At 31.0% G+C, this 18,431-nt stretch carries 19 protein-coding genes; 9 read left to right on the top strand and 10 right to left on the bottom strand.

Annotated elements, in window-relative coordinates; genetic code table 11:
• Positions 1 to 178: 178 nt before the first annotated feature.
• Positions 179 to 826, bottom strand: a complete 648-nt coding sequence (gene trhA / locus C1I91_RS09495; protein ID WP_128212657.1) for a PAQR family membrane homeostasis protein TrhA — start codon at positions 824 to 826, stop codon at positions 179 to 181.
• A 224-nt stretch (positions 827 to 1,050) separates the two neighbouring features.
• Between trhA and C1I91_RS09500 the strand changes: the two genes are divergently transcribed.
• Positions 1,051 to 1,638 (top strand): DUF1836 domain-containing protein, encoded by a 588-nt coding sequence (locus tag C1I91_RS09500; protein ID WP_128212658.1) that lies wholly within the window; start codon positions 1,051 to 1,053, stop codon positions 1,636 to 1,638.
• Between the two features lie 14 nt (positions 1,639 to 1,652).
• A complete protein-coding gene (locus tag C1I91_RS09505; RefSeq protein ID WP_128212659.1) occupies positions 1,653 to 2,273 on the top strand; it encodes a GntR family transcriptional regulator in 621 nt (206 codons plus the stop codon).
• 122 nt (positions 2,274 to 2,395) lie between these two features.
• Here the strand turns inward: C1I91_RS09505 and C1I91_RS09510 are convergent, their stop codons facing one another.
• Positions 2,396 to 3,964 (bottom strand): ABC transporter permease/substrate-binding protein, encoded by a 1,569-nt coding sequence (locus C1I91_RS09510; RefSeq protein WP_128212660.1) that lies wholly within the window; start codon positions 3,962 to 3,964, stop codon positions 2,396 to 2,398.
• A gap of 1 nt (position 3,965) precedes the next feature.
• Positions 3,966 to 5,090 (bottom strand): ABC transporter ATP-binding protein, encoded by a 1,125-nt coding sequence (locus tag C1I91_RS09515; protein ID WP_128212661.1) that lies wholly within the window; start codon positions 5,088 to 5,090, stop codon positions 3,966 to 3,968.
• Positions 5,091 to 5,447: 357 nt separating this feature from the next.
• Here C1I91_RS09515 and C1I91_RS09520 point away from each other — a divergent pair, with 357 nt between their 5' ends.
• Entirely contained in the window at positions 5,448 to 5,837 is a 390-nt protein-coding gene (locus C1I91_RS09520; protein ID WP_128212662.1) for a hypothetical protein, read from the top strand.
• A gap of 251 nt (positions 5,838 to 6,088) precedes the next feature.
• Here C1I91_RS09520 and C1I91_RS09525 read toward each other — a convergent pair whose 3' ends face one another.
• Complete coding sequence (locus C1I91_RS09525) at positions 6,089 to 6,583, bottom strand: HD domain-containing protein (protein ID WP_128212663.1); 495 nt, start codon at positions 6,581 to 6,583, stop codon at positions 6,089 to 6,091.
• A gap of 274 nt (positions 6,584 to 6,857) precedes the next feature.
• On the opposite strand from C1I91_RS09525, the gene adhE reads away from it, so the two are divergent.
• A complete protein-coding gene (gene adhE, locus C1I91_RS09530; protein ID WP_238475951.1) occupies positions 6,858 to 9,458 on the top strand; it encodes a bifunctional acetaldehyde-CoA/alcohol dehydrogenase in 2,601 nt (866 codons plus the stop codon).
• A gap of 289 nt (positions 9,459 to 9,747) precedes the next feature.
• Here the strand turns inward: adhE and dapF are convergent, their stop codons facing one another.
• Positions 9,748 to 10,719 (bottom strand): diaminopimelate epimerase, encoded by a 972-nt coding sequence (dapF, locus tag C1I91_RS09535; RefSeq protein WP_128212665.1) that lies wholly within the window; start codon positions 10,717 to 10,719, stop codon positions 9,748 to 9,750.
• 176 nt (positions 10,720 to 10,895) lie between these two features.
• Here dapF and C1I91_RS09540 point away from each other — a divergent pair, with 176 nt between their 5' ends.
• From C1I91_RS09540 to speE, 4 genes are all read left to right on the top strand, one after another.
• Positions 10,896 to 11,462 carry a hypothetical protein gene (locus C1I91_RS09540; RefSeq protein WP_128212666.1) on the top strand — a complete coding sequence of 189 codons (567 nt, stop codon included), beginning with the start codon at positions 10,896 to 10,898 and terminating at the stop codon, positions 11,460 to 11,462.
• 146 nt (positions 11,463 to 11,608) lie between these two features.
• Positions 11,609 to 11,782, top strand: coding sequence for a small, acid-soluble spore protein, alpha/beta type (locus C1I91_RS09545; RefSeq protein ID WP_128212667.1), 174 nt, complete (start codon positions 11,609 to 11,611; stop codon positions 11,780 to 11,782).
• 269 nt (positions 11,783 to 12,051) lie between these two features.
• Positions 12,052 to 12,468: an adenosylmethionine decarboxylase gene (gene speD, locus C1I91_RS09550; RefSeq protein WP_275051665.1), complete on the top strand. Its 417-nt coding sequence runs from the start codon at positions 12,052 to 12,054 to the stop codon at positions 12,466 to 12,468.
• Positions 12,469 to 12,485: 17 nt separating this feature from the next.
• Entirely contained in the window at positions 12,486 to 13,337 is an 852-nt protein-coding gene (speE, locus tag C1I91_RS09555; protein WP_128212669.1) for a polyamine aminopropyltransferase, read from the top strand.
• A gap of 127 nt (positions 13,338 to 13,464) precedes the next feature.
• On the opposite strand, the gene C1I91_RS09560 is transcribed toward speE, so the two are convergent.
• The gene (locus C1I91_RS09560; RefSeq protein WP_128212670.1) at positions 13,465 to 13,734 is read right to left on the bottom strand and encodes an acylphosphatase; all 270 of its coding nucleotides are present in this window, start codon (positions 13,732 to 13,734) and stop codon (positions 13,465 to 13,467) included.
• 352 nt (positions 13,735 to 14,086) lie between these two features.
• Between C1I91_RS09560 and ndk the strand changes: the two genes are divergently transcribed.
• On the top strand, positions 14,087 to 14,509 hold the full coding sequence (gene ndk, locus C1I91_RS09565; RefSeq protein ID WP_128212671.1) for a nucleoside-diphosphate kinase: 423 nt from the start codon (positions 14,087 to 14,089) through the stop codon (positions 14,507 to 14,509).
• Between the two features lie 195 nt (positions 14,510 to 14,704).
• On the opposite strand, the gene C1I91_RS09570 is transcribed toward ndk, so the two are convergent.
• The 4 genes from C1I91_RS09570 to potA are packed head-to-tail and all read right to left on the bottom strand — an operon-like array spanning position 14,705 to position 18,417.
• Positions 14,705 to 15,763 carry an ABC transporter substrate-binding protein gene (locus C1I91_RS09570; RefSeq protein WP_128212672.1) on the bottom strand — a complete coding sequence of 353 codons (1,059 nt, stop codon included), beginning with the start codon at positions 15,761 to 15,763 and terminating at the stop codon, positions 14,705 to 14,707.
• Positions 15,756 to 16,541 (bottom strand): ABC transporter permease, encoded by a 786-nt coding sequence (locus C1I91_RS09575; RefSeq protein ID WP_128212673.1) that lies wholly within the window; start codon positions 16,539 to 16,541, stop codon positions 15,756 to 15,758. Before C1I91_RS09575 ends, C1I91_RS09570 begins: the two co-directional genes overlap by 8 nt.
• Positions 16,535 to 17,371: an ABC transporter permease gene (locus C1I91_RS09580; protein ID WP_128212674.1), complete on the bottom strand. Its 837-nt coding sequence runs from the start codon at positions 17,369 to 17,371 to the stop codon at positions 16,535 to 16,537. The genes C1I91_RS09575 and C1I91_RS09580 overlap by 7 nt, the downstream gene beginning before the upstream one ends.
• The gene (gene potA / locus C1I91_RS09585) at positions 17,371 to 18,417 is read right to left on the bottom strand and encodes a spermidine/putrescine ABC transporter ATP-binding protein (protein ID WP_128212675.1); all 1,047 of its coding nucleotides are present in this window, start codon (positions 18,415 to 18,417) and stop codon (positions 17,371 to 17,373) included. The genes C1I91_RS09580 and potA overlap by 1 nt, the downstream gene beginning before the upstream one ends.
• Positions 18,418 to 18,431: the final 14 nt, after the last annotated feature.

Consider the following 18,431-nt stretch of genomic DNA (forward strand, 5'->3'; position numbering starts at 1 on the left):
AGATGCTTAGATGGGCTTGCGCATATAGCATCTCCTTCTTATCCACTTAATTTAAGCAATATTATTAAACATAGACAAGAATAAAATATTAACGAAAAAAATAGACTGATAAAAAAATCACTAATGAAAGTTCATTAGTGATTTTTTCTATAAAAACATACAAATTTTTATTAATTCTTTATAAGATGTAAGCATAAATTAAATAGAAGTGGCTTAAACTTCCTAATAGTACGAAAACATGAAACAGTTCATGAAATCCGAATTTAGAAGAAAGATTAGGTGATTTTAAGGCATAAATTACTCCGCCTATAGTATATAGTAATCCACCTATTAAAAGCCAAATGAAGCCAGGCATAAGTAATGCTCTGTAAAGAGGTCCGCTAAAAGTTAAAGCTAACCATCCCATTATTATATAAAAGGCTGTGTATAACCAACGAGGAGAATTAAACCAAAAGATCTTTAATGCTATTCCAGCTACAGCTAAAGTCCACACAGTTGATAATACAAAAGTTTTCAGAAATCCGTCCAAAACTCCAATACATATAGGGGTATAGGTTCCCGCAATAAGTACGAATATCATCGAGTGATCTACTTTTCTTAATAATAAAAGCTTATTATCAGAAGTTTTTGCCCAATGATATATAGAACTAGCGCTATACAAGAAAATTAGAGACAGTCCAAATATTATGGCTCCTGTAAGTTTGCCAGGTAAAGAGCCATCAACAACTATTACCTTTTCAATCATAAATATCAGCCCTATAAGTGAAGCGATAGCTCCTAATACATGAGTTAAACTATTAACAGGCTCTCTTATATACTTTGTCATAACATCAGCTCCTATAGATTTTTTATCTAGTTAACTTAACTACTTGTTGTTGTAATTGTATTATACGATATCATATAATAGCTTTGCAATAGTTATTATGAATCATTTTTCTATATTTATTCATGCTAACTATAAAATGCTTGAATAAACTAATATTTTCTATTAATATTAAAATAAGTAGTTTTAAGAACTACTTATTGTGCATGCAAATGATGGAGGAGACTATGGATAAAGAAAACTTACAATTTGACTTAGATATATTGAAAGAAATTTTTGATGATTTACATTTTGATAAAGAAATACAGCCTGAACAAATACCAAAACTAGATTTATATATGGACCAAGTTATAACTTTATTTGAAAGTAACTTGTTTGAGACAAAGAGAAATAGTGAGAATAAGTTGCTTACTAAAACCATGATAAACAATTATACAAAAGATAAACTACTAATGGCTGCAAAGAAGAAGAAATATACTAGAGAGCATATAATACTAATGATTATAATATATAACCTAAAGCAAAGCTTGGCTATTAATGATATTAAAAGTATCCTTAAACCTATAGTAGATAGCATTGAGAATGAAACTGGTGATGAAGTAGCTTTAGATTTATTGTACAATAAATATCTTTTGATAAAGAATAATAATTCAGAGGAAATTAAGTCTTCAGCAGAGCAAAAACTTAGAGAAGTAAAGGACGAAGAAGGGGATGTATTATTGTACATACTTTCCGTAATTGATATGGCAAATGGCTATAGGAAAATAGCTGAGAAATTGATTGATCATTATTTTGTAAGCAGTTCTGACAATTAACAAAGGGGTACATCATGGAAAACAATATTATAATACCTGTATATCAAAGGATAGCTATAGATATAGCAAATAAAATAAATTCTGGAAAGTTAGCAGTTGGGGAAAGATTATTTGGTAGATCTATTTTAGCTAGTGAATACAATGTTTCTCCAGAAACAATAAGAAGAGCTATAAAGTTACTAGAAGATGTTGATATAGTTGAATCTACCAAAGGTAGTGGTGTATTAATTATCTCTAGAGAAAATGCTTTCAAGTATATTAGTAGATTTTCTAACATTGAGTCTGTGAAAGATTTGAAGATAAAGATTAATAATATAATAGAAGAAAAAAGAAAACTAGATAGTATATTAATAGACTCAATAAATAAGATAGAGGAGTATTCATCAAAATTAAAAGACAGCAATCCAATGGTACCGGTAGAGGTTGAAGTTCCTGATGAATCTTCACATATAGGGAAAACTATATCGGAGTTGAAGTTTTGGCAAAATACAGGAGGAACAGTTGTAGGTATAAAGAGGAATGGAAGCATAGTTATATCACCTGGTCCGTATGCATTAATTACGAAGGATGACATACTTCTTGTAATCGGTGATGAAAACATAATGGAGAGAGTAGTAACATTCCTAAAGGATTAGTATAATGCAACAAAGTAAATAGTATGAATATTACTATGTTACACTTTAAAATATAGAGAATTATAGATAAAAACCATATGTAATCAGATTGAAATCTGGCTACATATGGTTTTTATTAAATTTTATATTAAACCTTGGTCTGATAAAAATTGTTTTGCAACGTCAGCTGGAGACTCATTTAACTTGTCTACTTTATAGTTTAAGTTTCGCATGGTTTCATCATTTAGATTTCCAGCTAAAGTATCTAAAACCTGCTTTAGTTCAGGGTGCTTATCAAGTGTATCTTGTCGTATTAAAGGTGCAGCATAATATGGAGGGAAAAACTCTTTGTCATCTTTAAGGACCTTAAGGTCAAAAGCCTTTATCAATCCATCTGTAGAGAAAGCGTCTATAACATCTGAGTTTCCACTGTTAAGAGCTGTATATCTAAGACCTCCATCTACAGGTTTTACAGATTTAAAATTCATATTATAAGTTTTTTTCAATCCTAATAAGCCATCTTCTCTGTTTGAGAATTCTATTGTAGAGCCAAGTATTAGCGTATTACTCACTTTTGCTAAGTCTGAAAGGCTTTCTAAATTGTACTGCTTTGCCAGCTCCTTAGTAACTGCTAAGGTATAAGTGTTATTAAAACCTAATGGCTTTAGCCAGTTCATATCATATTTTTCTTTAAAATCTTTTTTGACAATATCGTAGGCTTTATCAGGATCATTAATTAAATCTTCTTTTAATATATCTATTAACCCAGTACCAGTATATTCAACATATAAATCAAGATCTCCAGATTTTAATGCGCCAAAGGCCACTTGAGTACCACCTAAATTTAATTTCCTATTTACCTTCAAGTCAGTCTTCGCTTCTATTAAGTCTGCATACATATTCCCTAGTATAAGCTGTTCAGTAAAGTTTTTAGAGCCAATAGTAATACTTTTAGATTTCATATGATAATGGTATCCTAGAGCTGAGCTAAAAATTACTATAATTATTATTATACTAGCAATTCTAAAGAGTTTGGAGTTATAAACTCTTCTTTTCTTTTGAGTTGATTTATATTTTTTTACTTTATTATTCTTATAAGATAAAAATTTCTCAAGCTTACTAAATATAAAATCTATTGCTAAAGCCAAAATGCATGCTGGTATAGCACCTGCTAAAATCATATTATTATCCACAGTTTGTATTCCAGAAAACACCAAGTAACCTAGGCCGCCAGCTCCTATGAAAGCAGCAATGGTCATAAGACCTACTGCGGTAACAGCAGAAATCCTTACACCAGCCATTATTACTGGAAGTGCAAGAGGCAGCTGTATCTTATTCAATATTTGACGTTTTGTGAGGCCTATACCTTTAGCAGCTTCTATGAGATCAGGATCTATATTAGTAAGGCCTGTATGAGTGTTTTTTATTATAGGTAAAAGCGAATATAGAACTACCATTATTATTGATGGCTTGCTTCCTATACCTACAAAAGGAATTAAAAATCCCAAAAGGGCCAAGGAAGGAATGGCTTGAACGATATTTGCTAAACCTATTATAGGCTTTGATAAATTTTTGGATTTTGACACTAATATGCCTAAGGGAACTCCTATTAATATTGCCACTAAAACTGCAAAAACTGTTAAATACAAATGTTGAAATAATAATTGAAAAACATCACTTTTTTGATTACTTATAAAATTAAGAAAATTCATACTAGAAATTCACCTCCAAATCTATTAGATGAGCACTTATTGTAGACAGAATACTTGTCCTTGTAATTAATCCTTTAAGTTTATTTTCCGAATCAACAACTGGAGCGTAACCTATTTTTTGCTCATTCATAAGTGTCAAAACTTCTATAAGGTTTGTATCTTCATTGATTTTCGTTATATCTTTAGTCATTAAATCTTCTATAGAGGCTGATCGATTTTCTAGTTTTAGCTGTTTTAATGTTATTAGTCCTTCAAGTTCATTATTTTTGTTTGTAATAAGAAGACTATCAACTTTATTTGACTTCATAATTTCAAAAGCCTGAAGTACTGATCTTTTAGGTGTTGTTTTTATAGGGTCTGTCATCATTATATCTTTTGCTTTTATAAATGATGGGTTATTCCAAATCCTATTTTTACCTATGAAGTCTTCAACATAACTGCTAGCAGGTCTTTTTAATATATTTTCAGGAGTATCATACTGAGCTATCCTACCATTTTGTAGTATACATATCTTACTGCCTAGCTTTATAGCTTCATCCATGTCATGAGTTACAAAAACAATAGTTTTCTTCAATTCTTGCTGCATTTGAAATAGTTCTTCTTGAAGTGAACTTCTAGTTATTGGATCAAGAGCACTAAAGGGCTCATCCATCAATATAATATTGGCATTAGTAGCTAAGGCTCTTACAAAACCTACTCTCTGTCTTTGTCCTCCGCTTAGTTCTTCTGGAAATCTATCAAGATATTCAGTAGGATTCAAACCAACCATAGATAAGAGAGTTTTACAATTATTAGATAGAGCTTCTAAGTCTTCACCTTTTAATTTAGGAATAAGCTCAATATTTTCTCTCACTGTCATATGAGGAAATAACCCAGTATTTTGTATTACGTAACCTATGTTCCTTCTAAGTTCAATAGTGTCAATAGTAGATATATCTTTGCTATCAATCAATATTTCACCTGATGTTGGTATATTTAATTTGTTAATCATCTTTAGTAAGGTAGTTTTTCCACAACCACTAGGACCTATTAAAACTACGAAATCTCCATCTTCTATGGATAAATTGAATTTATCTATTATGTTTTTATTATTAAATTGTTTTGATATATTCTTAAATTCAATCATAAATAAACCTCCTTGTTTTACAAAGTAACAACTTTATAATAACATATAAGTTGTTACTTTGCAAATTTGTATAATTTGCTTTTAATTAACTTAGTATGATAAAAGGTGCTTTTTGTAAGCGAGACGATACCTTTTAAAAAGCGAAAATAACTATATTTTTATATCTTATATAAGAGATTATCTGTGAAGCAAATTATATTGGTCCATGCTCTAAGTTCTAAGTAATTAATAGAATTCATTTACTTTATTGAGCATACATTTACAATATAGAGAAAAGAAAGGAGGAGCGCAACTAAACATAAATAAATCTATAGAATAATACTACTATTGATTTTATATAAGTTTAGTACTTAATATATGAATGATATTGAAAAACAAGAGTTTTACAAGCATATGACCTTTGCATGCAGAAGAAATGTAGCTAGTCTTATAAAGGCTTTAGGGCCTGCAGAGAATATGAAAAAAGTTAGAACTGTAATGTACCCTTCTATAGTAATTATAGGTTTACTTAAGTTGTATGTGGATTTTAAAGATTATACTAATATGCTATTTGTTCCAATAATAGTGTTATTAGGCATTGAAATAGTAGAGAAATTGACTGCGCCAGCCATAAATAGGGTGGAAGCTATAAGAAAAGCAATCATTACAAATTTGAAGAGTGATAGTTTTAACTGTGAAGGTAAGTGTGCATGCAATCAGATGTTTCAAGAGTTTATGTTGGACAAGTATAACATAAAGTTGTTCTGAAATAATAATAACATCTATTTATTGATCTATGTAAGTACTGTTTGGAAGTTAAATGGATAATAATCAATGTTTTAATGATATTCAAAGAATTAATATGATTTTGTTAAAGATCTAATATATCGGAACTAAGTTTATACTTGATGGAAAATCCAGAGTTCTATGGATCTTCTTGCATGTTTTAAAAGCTCCTCTTGGTTTTGAGAGGAGCTTTAATAAATACAGATTTTATTCTTCAGCAATTTATATCAAATCTAGAATTTATATATAGAATTTAACAAGTCTTTACCAGTATTGGTTTTGAATATTTTTTCTTCTATAGTACATAGACTTTCCATAGGAATTTCGTCCTCATATATATTTACTAGGAAATCAGCTTCTATGAGGATCTGAAAGTCTAATCCATCTATCTTATCATAGCTATGATGATTGCCAATAAGATAGCAGATTCTATCAATAGTTTCTTCAGGTATATAAAAACCCATCAAAATACTTCTTGCTACAGGTGGCCCCTCTATTTCTTGGTACTTTCCGTTTGAAGAATTATACTTTTCTTCACTTACTTTTATTCCTATATCATGGAGTATTGAGGAAATCTCTACAATGAAAAGTTTATCAGTATCTATGTATTCCAATTCGCCAATGAGTTTTGCAAAGGAATGTACCTTTAAGGCGTGATTTATTCTTTTGATGTCTCCATCGAAATATTTAATCATATTACTTATAATCTTAGAAGTTATTGCGTTCATAGAAGCCCCCTTTATATTAGAAGTTTTTAGTATACAAGAATATTATAATATTAAGCTTTCAGAAAATATATATAAATATAATTAATATGGTTAGGAAACCTATAACTTTGAATTCAACTTAGAAATATACTGATAATAAGATGGAATATTATTAGGTATACGTTGAGAATAATACACTTATGTATAGATTTTTAATACTACTAAGCTTATGTGGTGTTTTTAAACATAGGCAACAATAATTATGTTGTATTTTTGGAAGGAGGAAATTTATCGTATGAAGGTAACTAATTCAGAGGAGTTAATGCAAAGAATAGAACAGGTAAGAGAAGCTCAGAGAACTTTTGCTTCTTATAGTCAAGAAAAGGTGGACGAAATTTTTAGGCAAGCAGCCATGGCTGCTAATAATGCCAGAATAGCCCTAGCAAAATTAGCAGCAGAAGAAACTGGTATGGGTGTAGTTGAGGATAAGGTAATTAAAAATCATTTTGCCTCAGAGTATATATATAATAAATATAAAAATGATAAAACCTGTGGGCTTCTAGATTATGATGAAGCATTTGGTATAGCAAGAGTAGCAGAGCCTATTGGTGTGGTGGCGGCAATAATACCTACTACCAATCCAACTTCAACTGCGATTTTTAAGGCTCTAATATCCTTAAAGACAAGGAATGGAATAATCTTTTCTCCTCATCCAAGAGCGAAAGCATCCACAATTGCTGCTGCTAAAACTGTATTAGACGCTGCTGTTAAAGCTGGAGCTCCAGAAAATATTATAGGCTGGATTGATGAGCCATCAGTGGAACTTTCACAAATGGTTATGAGAGAAGCGGATATAATACTTGCCACTGGGGGACCAGCAATGGTAAAGGCTGCTTATTCTTCAGGAAAACCAGCTATAGGTGTAGGTTCAGGAAATACACCAGTAATAATTGATGAGACTGCTCATATTAAAATGGCAGTAAGCTCTATATTGCTTTCAAAAACCTTTGATAATGGTATGATTTGTGCATCTGAGCAGGCCTTAGTTGTATTAAAAGAGGTTTACGATGAGGTAAAAAAGGAGCTTTATGATAGAGGGGCTTATATCTTAAATGAAGAGGAAACAGAGAAGGTAAGAAAAGTAATACTTAATGATAAAGGTGGTTTGAATTCAGATATTGTTGGCCAGTCTGCACATAAAATTGCAGAGCTTGCAGGAGTTGAAGTACCAAAGCACTCTAAGGTCTTAGTTGGAGAAGTTGAATCAGTTGAGTTAGAAGAACCATTTTCACATGAAAAATTATCTCCAGTACTAGCAATGTATAAGGCTGAAAACTTTGAAGAAGCTTTGGTAAAAGCTTCAAGGTTAGTAGAACTTGGAGGTTTTGGTCATACTTCAGTATTGTATACAGACCAGACAAGAAGTGCTGATAGAATTTCAGACTTTGGAAATATGATGAAGACTGCAAGAACAATAGTAAATATGCCAGCATCCCAGGGTGCAATAGGAGATATATACAATTTTAAGCTAGCGCCATCTTTAACCTTAGGTTGTGGCTCATGGGGAGGAAATTCAGTGTCAGAAAATGTTGGTCCTAAACACTTACTAAATATCAAGAATGTGGCTGAGAGGAGAGAAAATATGCTTTGGTTCAGGGTACCAGAGAAGATATATTTTAAGTATGGATCTCTTGCTGTAGCATTAAGGGAATTAGTTGATATGGGTAAGAAGAGAGCCTTTATAGTTACGGATAAGGTTCTATATGATTTAGGTTATGCTGATATGGCTATAAAAGTTTTAGAGGAAGGCCATGTTGATTTTAGAGTTTTCTATGATGTAGAGCCGGATCCAACACTAGCAACTGCCAAGAACGGTGCAGAACAAATGGATAAATTCAAACCAGATGTTATTATAGCTTTAGGTGGTGGATCACCTATGGATTGCGCTAAGATTATGTGGGTAATGTATGAGCATCCAGATGTAAGATTTGAAGATTTAGCTATGAGATTTATGGATATAAGAAAGAGAGTTTATAAGTTCCCAGAGTTAGGACGTAAGGCTATGATGGTATCAATACCTACATCTGCAGGAACTGGATCGGAGGTAACGCCTTTTGCAGTAATTACAGATGAAAAGACAGGAATAAAATACCCATTAGCAGATTACGAATTAACTCCAGGAATGGCAATAATTGATGCTGAGCTTATGATGAATATGCCAAAGAGCTTAACTGCTGCATCTGGAATTGACGCTTTAACTCATGCCATAGAGGCTTATGTATCAGTTTTAGCCTCAGAATATACAAATGGCTTAGCCTTAGAGGCTATTAGACTTATATTTAAATATTTACCATTGGCTTATGACGAAGGTACTACAAATATAAAGGCTAGGGAGAAGATGGCTCATGCGGCTACAATAGCTGGAATGGCTTTTGCAAATGCATTCTTAGGAGTTTGTCACTCAATGGCACATAAACTAGGCTCAATGCATCACGTACCTCATGGAGTTGCAAATGCATTGCTAATAAATGAAACAATAAAATTTAATGCAGTAGATGATCCAAGAAAGCAGACTGCATTTCCACAGTACAGATATCCTAATGCTAAGTGGAGATACAGTGTAATAGCTGATTATTTAAGGCTTGGTGGAGCTTCAGAAGAAGAGAAAATAGCTAATTTAATTAAGGCTATAGATGACCTTAAAGCTAGAGTAGGCATGCCAAAAACAATATCAGAATGGGGCGTTTCTAAAGAAAAGTTCTATGCTACCTTAGATGAAATGGTTGAGCAGGCTTTCGATGATCAATGTACAGGTGCCAATCCAAGATATCCACTTATGGGAGAAATAAGACAGATGTATATAAATGCATTCGAAGGAACTAGCAAAGAAATTTAATTATGAGGTAATATAGGAAACTTAATAAATAGTTATTTTACCATATTGGGAAAAAGCAATAAAACAAAAGCCATAATCATAAAAATGATAATGGCTTTTCTTAATTTGCTAGATAATAATATTTAATGTAAGTATATATAGGTATCCAACTCCAACTATTAATTTATACAGCCACAAAATCCTCAGAAGCCGAGATTTTATAGCAAGTATAAATTAAGTTTTCATATAGGAACTCCTTAATGTTTACTTTATGAGATAACTCTATAATATAAATAGTACATATAAATAATTACTTAGAAATTACTTCCTTAGTGTACTTTAAAAATTCATTGTAGCTTGAAATCTCGTCTTCAAATTCTTTTTTATCGGAAAGATAGGTTACTTTTAAATTATCATCTACTTCTACTGTAGAGGAATATACGTAAGAGCCGTTACCAATAAATCTAATCTTATAATTGTTTAGTTCATCTTTATTAACATATATTTTTATCATTCCGCCATCGTTGTATATTTTAAGTTCCTTATAATATTGCTCAGGATTATTTAGACAATAGGCTGCACTTGAAGCAGTCATACCAGTACCACAAGATTTAGTTATTCCTACACCACGTTCATAAGTAGTTACATAGATGCTATTGCTGTCTATTATCTTTACGAAATTTACATTTACTCCTTGTGGAAAGACAGTTTTATTTGTATTCGCTTCTTTGCCTATCCTTATTATCTCATCCCTGCTTAAGTCTTCAATGAATGTTACTATGTGAGGGTTTGTTATGCTAACAGCTGTAAAAACTAGTTCATCAGATAAAGCTGGAATGGCCTCATTTATTAATGTGTTTTTTGAATGATTAAGTGGAAGAGTAGTGACATCAAAGCTTACTGTATCAATTTCGATTTCTACTGTTCTTACTCCATTAAATATTTCAGAAACAGCTTTTACATCATATTTTGCTTTCATTGTTTCAACGGTTATAAAATCTTTTCCTAGAGCATCTATTAGATATCTACCTACACACCTTAAGCCATTACCACACATCTCAGGCTCTGAACCGTCTGCATTAAATATTCTCATTTTTCCATCACAGAAAGAGCTGCTCTGAACAAATAGAATACCATCTGCACCTATGCTTTTTTCTCTGTTACATAGTTCGATTGCTAAGTTTATTCTATCCTTTTCACTTATATTAAGTGATTCCTTTAGTTCATCTATTAATATAAAATCATTTCCTGAACCATGACATTTAATAAAATCAATTTTCATAGAAATACCCCCAATTTAAACAAGTTATTACTTCATTATAGCAAAGTGGCTATCTAGTAGCAATATATATAGAAATTCAATATTATTGTAAACTATATATATAAATTTTCTATTGTATAATTATTTCCATTTGAAGTATAATACTATGATAAGTATTAAGTTAAGGAGATGTGCTTATGGTTGATTTAACAGTAAATGATATTATAGCAGAGAGACCTTGTGGCAGTGTAACTCCATTAGTTGTGGGTATAGAAGAAAGTTTATTTCCCATTATAATAATTAAAGAGAGAAAAGAAGACCTAGTATCAATAAATGAGGATACTCCTATAGGTATAAAAAGCACTTCTATCGGTGACAAGAAATGCAATGTATATGCGATTATAATAAAATTTGGAGAGAATTTTGATAATATATATGATATTTGGTTTGACTATGGGGACGATAACCATAAGGATTTTTTAGAGCTTTTAAGAAAACAGCATAGAGTAGTGGTAGACTTCAGAGACGAGAACAATGAAAGACATATAACTTTAGAATTTGAAAATACCGTTAAAGAACATATAGATGATTATATAGAGAAATGTTCTGAAAAGATTTTGATAAAAAAAGATAAAAATGATAATATTATTAAATTGGATAAGGTAGAAAAGCATACTACCTGGGAAGATAATGATATAGAAGATTTAATGGATAAGATATTTGATGACTATCCTTCTATAGAAGACTTATGGGAGGAATTATAGTTTTTGCACTTGGGTAATTGGTATATATAACCTGCAGAATTCTTTGTTAATATGTTTCAGGTATAGGCTTTCAAAAAGTACTAATAATATTATTAAATGAAATAGTTTAATATTATTATAGTAGCTTATTATAAGGAGGGTTATGCATGTCACATAAAAACAATAAAAATAGTAAGAATAACAAAAAGTCAAACCCCAAGACAAAGAAAGAATTAGAGAATATGAAAATAGAAACTGCAAATGAGATAGGATACTCAAAGGAATCAAGAAAGTTAGGGAAAAATAAGCCAAGGCAAGTACATACTGATACTAATGAATAGACTGTATTATACAGTCTATTTTTTTATATCTACTAAATTGATGAGTAAAAAAGAAGAATATGGGTATATTCTAAAATCTATTGACAAATTTTTAAAATATGATATATTTTATTTGTACTTAATATTGATAAACTCTTGGTTTAGTAAAAGTAAACTTTATTAAACCAAGAGTTTAGTTGAGTTTAGAAGATAAATACGCAAATATTTATATTAAATTTTAATATTTTTAATACAAGGTTTCTTTAATATTAGGAGGGGTTATTATGAAAATTGAGCAACTTGGAAGACATATATTGGTAGAATATTATAATTGTGATAAGGATGTAATCAGTAATCATAGTTTGATAGAAGAATACATGAACGAAGCTGCAAGGAAATCAGGTGCAACTATAGTTACAAGTTGTTTTCATACGTTTAATCCATGGGGAGTTAGTGGTGCAGTAATTATACAAGAGTCCCACTTAACAATTCATACATGGCCTGAATACGGTTATGCATCTGTTGATTTATATACCTGTGGTGATAGTGTTAACCCATGGAAGGCATTTAACTATTTAGAAGATATGCTAAAGGCTGAAAGAAGCGAATCAACTGAAGTATCAAGAGGAATTATAGAAAAGATAAGAAACTATTCTGATGGTCAGTATGACAATGTTGATGTTACACATAAGCCAATGAATGAATAGTGTTTGGAGGAATTAAAATGGAATTGTGGTATACAGAAAATCAGACACCTAATGTAAAGTTCTCAATGAAGGTAAAAAGTCATCTATATGCAGAAAAAAGTCCATTTCAAGAGATAGAAGTAATAGATACTTACGAATTTGGAAGAGTTCTAGTAATAGACGGTTGGACTATGGTTACTGAAAAAGATGAGTTTATATATCACGAGATGATTACACATGTAGCATTGTCTACAAACCCTGACATTAAAAAGGTATTAGTAATAGGAGCAGGTGACGGTGGAACTGTTAGAGAGCTAACAAGATATGAAACTATAGAAAAAATAGATATGGTGGAAATAGATGAAGTAGTTGTTAAGGCTTCTAAGGAATTTTTACCATTTACAGCAGGAAAACTTGATGATCCAAGAGTAAATTTATACTTTGAAGATGGAATTAAGTTTGTTGAAGGAAAAGTAAATCAGTATGATCTTATAATAGTAGACTCTACTGATCCAATAGGTCCTGGAGAAGGTTTATTTACTGTTGAATTCTATAATAATTGCTTTAAAGCACTTACTGAAAAAGGAATATTAGTTAATCAAGGAGAAAGTCCTTATTATCCTAATAATTCAAGAGAAATGAAGAGAGCATATTCAAAACTAAAGAAAATATTCCCAATCTGTGAGGCTTATCAGTACCATATGCCTACATATGCCTCTGGACATTGGTTATTTGGATTTGCATCAAAGACTCTTCATCCTATCAAGGACTTTAATGCAGCTAATTTTGAAAAACGCGGCTTAAAAACAAAGTATTACAATACTAATATACATGTTGGAGCTTTTGCACTTCCTAACTATGTATTAGAACAGCTTAATTCAGAAGAATAATTAAATTAAGTAAAAAAATTCACTGAAGCAACCTTCAGTGAATTTTTTTATTCATCTGCTTTTTCTGAATGTATGTGAAAAAATTATGGCAGGTGACATACTTTGCTTTTTATAATCCGAAGTGGCCTTAAACTATTTTAAAAGATTTTTCTTTTTCAATGGTAGGTATTTCTTGAACTTCGCAACCAATAACTCTTGAAAAGCCATTACCTCTCTTAACTCTAGCTAAAAATGCAGTTACATGCTCATTATCACCTTGTGCATAGATTTCTACATCGCCATTATCAAGGTTTGTAGCAGTACCTGTTATATTAAGCAGAGATGCAGTATATTGAACGAAATATCTAAAACCTACACCCTGTACCCTTCCCTGGACAATGATATGATAGCGTATCATAGTCATTCCTCCTCAAGATTTATTTAATAGAATTATAACAGATTTTTATTTCACTTAACAAATATAAATATATTATCGTAGAAAAAAGCATAATATTAACCGAATGAAAGTTTATTTATAAAATATACATATAGGTGTTTATTTTTTGTGAAAAAGAGCAAAAATTACATATATAAGTCATTTTAATAGATACATTTTAAAAGGTTTTAAATACAATAATATTAAAGGATTAACATTGAAGATGTACCACTTTAATCCTAAATATATTTTCAAAATTCCTGTGGTTTCTGAGAGGAGAATTTGAAAATATAAATTTTATTATGAAGTGGTACATCTATAACAGGAGGGAAGTATGGGACATATAGAAAAAAGTCTAATTCTTATAAAGCCAGATGCGGTAGAAAGACATGTTACAGGAAAAATAATAGATATATATGAGAGTAATGGACTGAGACTGATTGCACTTAAGATGATTAAAGTTGATGAAGAACTAGCAAAGACTCACTATGCCGAACATAGCGGCAAAATTTTTTTTGATGAGCTTATAAGGTATATAACTAGAAGCCCATTAATTGCAGCTATCGTTGAAGGACAAAATGCTATTGAGAAGGTTAGGAAGTTAAATGGTAATACTAATCCTGAGATGGCTGAGTACGGAACCATAAGAAAAAAGTTTGGAGTAAACAAAACTGAGAACTCAGTACACTCTTCTGACTGTGGAGAAAATGCTGAAAAAGAAATAAGTCTATGGTTTCCTGAAATTGAACAAATTTGAGCTAGGATTATTTACTGGACGTATAAAAAGAGCTTTAACCTATGCGAAAGATGCATATACATGAAAAAATCACTAATGAAATAATTACATTAGTGATTTTTTCTTTAATAGTCCCCCATGTAGGATAAAGCCTAACAAAATTTTAATGAATAAGCTTTTCTCTTACACGAGAATATATAAAAATAAACTTTAGATCTATTTTGATTTTACTTGTAACCAAGCATCATCATATTTCTTTAATGTATCTCCTAAATCGACGAAAACCTCACATTTATTAAGTACATCATCAGAAGGATAAGCGGTCTTATCATTTTTAACCTTATCATCTAACAAATCTAAAGCAGCTTTGTTAGGTGTTGAATAACCAATGTATTCTGTGTTTTGTTTTGATACTTCAGGATCAAGAAGGAAGTCTATAAACTTTTCTGCTTCTTCTTTGTGCTTGGCTCCTTTTGGTATACATAAAGTATCAAACCATTTGTTACTTCCTTCCTTTGGTATTACATATTCAAGGTTAGCATTCTTTTGCTTCATAGTTACTGCGTCGCCTGAGTATACAACGGCTAGTGCCGCTTCCTCTTGTACCATTCTGTCTTTTACTTCATCATTAACGTAAGCTAGTACTAAAGGCTTTTGTTTTATAAGAGCTTCTTTGGCTTTATTAATCTCATCATCCTTAGTAGTATTAAGTGAATAGCCTAATTTCTTCAAAGCAACTCCCATAGAGTCTCTTATTGATTCAAGCATAAATATCTGCCCTTTATACTTTTCATTCCAAAGTATGTCCCAGCTGTCTACAGGATCTTTAACTAATTTTTTATTGTATAGAATACCATAGGTACCCCACATATAAGGAACAGAGTATTCATTTTTAGGATCATAAGAAAGATTTTTAAATTTATCATCTATATTTTTATAATTTTCAATGCTGTTAAAATCTATTTTTTCTAACATATCTTCCTTTATCATTTTTTCTACCATATAGTCTGAAGGAACAACTATATCATAACTTGAATTGCCACCTTTGAGTTTTTGATACATTATCTCATTTGTATCATAAGTTTCATAATTAACTTTTATTCCTGTTTTATCTTCAAATTTTTTAAGTAGAGATTCGTCTATGTAATCACCAACATTATAGACGTTTAATACTTTTTTACTGGAGTCTTTTGTCTTGTTGTTGCAACCTACAAATAAAGAAGAAGCAACTATGGTTGCGGCAAGTAAAGCAATAAATTTTCTCGATTTAATCAATTTGTTCACCTCTTATCAATGATTCTTTTTTATTTATTATTAATAGTAATGTTAATACCACTAGGAACATTATTGTAGATAAAGCATTTATTTCAGGCTTTATGCCTCTTTTGGCCATTGAGTAAACCTCTATGGAAAGATTTGTAACGCCAGAGCCTGTAGTAAAGAAGCTTATAACAAAGTCGTCAATGGACATAGTAAATGCTATTAAAAAACCAGATATTATACCAGGTTTTATCTGAGGAATAATAACCTTTCTTAGTGTATAGCCTGGAGTAGCTCCAAGATCCATAGCTGCTTCTTCAATATTGCTAGGAAGCTGTCTTAATTTTGGCAGCACAGATAATATAACATAAGGAATATTAAAAGTTATATGGGCTAAAAGCATTGTAGTAAGTCCAAACTGTAGACTGAAGAATGCAAATAGACTCATTAACGCAATTCCCGTAACTATATCTGGATTCAATACTGGGAGATAGTTAATATTCAAAATAAGTTTTTTACTTAGTCCTCTCATTTTATAAATACCTATTGAACTAAGGGTTCCAACTACCGTTGAAATGGTAGCAGAGGTTATAGCAACAGCTAAGGTATAATAAAGAGCTGTGAGTATTCTATCATCGTTTAGCAGTTCTCCATACCATTTGAAAGTAAAACCTTCCCAAAGAGCCATGGACTTAGAATTGTTAAAAGAGAACACTATTAAAACAATTATAGGGGCATAAAGGAATAAGAAAACCAAGGCTAAATAAAATCTTGAGCCTAACTTCTTTACCATAGTTGGCCACCCCCTTCTTTATTATCTTGGCTATCAAATCTAGACATAACCGCCATAGATATTAGAATAATTATCATCATAAATATAGAAATTGCAGATCCAAAATTCCAATCACCTATGTTTGTAAATTGACCTTCAATAAGATTTCCTAAAAGCATATATTGGCCTCCGCCAAGTAGTCTAGAAATTACAAAGGTTGTAACTGCAGGCATAAATACCATACTGATTCCAGAAATAACTCCTGGAAGGGTAAGAGGGAAAATTACTTTCCTAAATACTTGAGTTTTATTTGCGCCTAAATCATGAGCTGCGTTTATAAGATTCTTATCTATTTTTATGAGTACAGTATAAATAGGTAACACCATGTAAGGTAGGAAATTATATACCATACCAAGAAGAACCGCTGCATCAGTATATAGTAATGTCATGGATGGAAGTCCTATTTTAGTTAGAACAGTATTTATAAAACCATTCTTCCCTAGTATAGACATCCAAGCATAAGTTCTTAATAGAAAATTCATCCACATTGGAAGTATAAATAATAAAATAAGTAAATTCCTTCTCCTGATATCTACCTTTGATAGAAATAATGCTGCAGGATATCCTATAATTAGGCATAACAACGTAGATATAAAAGCAAGGTATATAGATCTCCAAAATACTTTCAGATAAATTGGGCTTAATAGTTTGTGATAGTTGTCCAATGAAAATATAGTGCTTCCATCAATTTTTTGGGTAAAGCTGAAGAATAGGATTATAAAAAGAGGAATTATGATGAATAAAATACTCCAAACAAAATAAGGATAAGCTGCATAGGATTTTTTCTTCATTATGCAGTAGCTCCTTTTTTCATTATATGTATATCTTCTGGATATATATTTAATCCTATTTCTGTGCCTACTGGAGCGCTTTTAGTATTATGGAGTAACCAATTCCTATCTTGTCCTAAAACTTCAATTTCATAATGAACTCCTTTAAAAACCGTTGAAGTAACCTTACCTTTAAGCATTCCTGAAGTATAGTCAACTATCTTAATATCTTCTGGTCTTACAACAACATCAACATCTTCATTTTTACTAAAACCTTTATCAACACATTCAAATTCCCTATCACAGAATTTAATCTTATAATCATCTAACATAACTCCATCAATAATATTGCTTTCACCAATAAACTTAGCTACAAAAGGATTAATTGGTTCGTTATATATATCCTCAGGAGTACCCATCTGTTGAATCTTTCCTTCATTCATAACTACAATAGTATCTGACATGGTAAGAGCTTCTTCTTGGTCATGAGTTACAAAGACAAAGGTTATTCCTAGCTGTTTCTGTATCTTTTTTAATTCTAGCTGCATTTCTTTTCTAAGCTTCAGATCTAAAGCTCCTAGGGGTTCATCTAAAAGAAGTACTTTAGGTTCATTGACTAAAGCTCTAGCAATAGCAACTCTTTGTTGCTGACCACCACTGAGAGATTCTATACTTCTCTTCTGAAAGCCCTCTAAATCGATAAGTTTTAGGATATTAGTTACTTTTTCATCTATTAAAGCTTTAGAAAGTTTCTTTATTTTTAAACCAAAGGCGATATTTTCATATACATTCATATGAGGAAAAAGAGCATAGTTCTGAAATACTGTGTTTATTTGTCTTTCATAAGATGGAAGACTGTTAATTTCCTTACCTTCAAAGGTTATACTTCCAGAATCAACAATCTCAAAACCAGCTAACATTTTTAGAGTAGTTGTTTTTCCACATCCACTTGGTCCGAGAAGCGTCAAGAATTCATTTTTCTTTATATCTAAGTTTAGATTATTAATTACTATTTGATTTTTAAAGCTTTTAGATACATTTTTAATCTCAATAATATTATCATTCACAACAAACACCTCTT

It is taken from the genome of Clostridium manihotivorum (genome assembly GCF_004015185.1).
GTDB classification, from domain to species: Bacteria; Bacillota; Clostridia; order Clostridiales; family Clostridiaceae; genus Clostridium_AR; species Clostridium_AR manihotivorum.

Coding starts and splice junctions, on each gene's coding strand:
- trhA (WP_128212657.1), bottom strand. CDS start 826: ATGACAAAGTATATAAGAGAGCCTGTTAATAGTTTAACTCATGTATTA.
- C1I91_RS09500 (WP_128212658.1), top strand. CDS start 1,051: ATGGATAAAGAAAACTTACAATTTGACTTAGATATATTGAAAGAAATT.
- C1I91_RS09505 (WP_128212659.1), top strand. CDS start 1,653: ATGGAAAACAATATTATAATACCTGTATATCAAAGGATAGCTATAGAT.
- C1I91_RS09510 (WP_128212660.1), bottom strand. CDS start 3,964: ATGAATTTTCTTAATTTTATAAGTAATCAAAAAAGTGATGTTTTTCAA.
- C1I91_RS09515 (WP_128212661.1), bottom strand. CDS start 5,090: ATGATTGAATTTAAGAATATATCAAAACAATTTAATAATAAAAACATA.
- C1I91_RS09520 (WP_128212662.1), top strand. CDS start 5,448: ATGAATGATATTGAAAAACAAGAGTTTTACAAGCATATGACCTTTGCA.
- C1I91_RS09525 (WP_128212663.1), bottom strand. CDS start 6,583: ATGAACGCAATAACTTCTAAGATTATAAGTAATATGATTAAATATTTC.
- adhE (WP_238475951.1), top strand. CDS start 6,858: ATGAAGGTAACTAATTCAGAGGAGTTAATGCAAAGAATAGAACAGGTA.
- dapF (WP_128212665.1), bottom strand. CDS start 10,719: ATGAAAATTGATTTTATTAAATGTCATGGTTCAGGAAATGATTTTATA.
- C1I91_RS09540 (WP_128212666.1), top strand. CDS start 10,896: ATGGTTGATTTAACAGTAAATGATATTATAGCAGAGAGACCTTGTGGC.
- C1I91_RS09545 (WP_128212667.1), top strand. CDS start 11,609: ATGTCACATAAAAACAATAAAAATAGTAAGAATAACAAAAAGTCAAAC.
- speE (WP_128212669.1), top strand. CDS start 12,486: ATGGAATTGTGGTATACAGAAAATCAGACACCTAATGTAAAGTTCTCA.
- C1I91_RS09560 (WP_128212670.1), bottom strand. CDS start 13,734: ATGATACGCTATCATATCATTGTCCAGGGAAGGGTACAGGGTGTAGGT.
- ndk (WP_128212671.1), top strand. CDS start 14,087: ATGGGACATATAGAAAAAAGTCTAATTCTTATAAAGCCAGATGCGGTA.
- C1I91_RS09575 (WP_128212673.1), bottom strand. CDS start 16,541: ATGGTAAAGAAGTTAGGCTCAAGATTTTATTTAGCCTTGGTTTTCTTA.
- C1I91_RS09580 (WP_128212674.1), bottom strand. CDS start 17,371: ATGAAGAAAAAATCCTATGCAGCTTATCCTTATTTTGTTTGGAGTATT.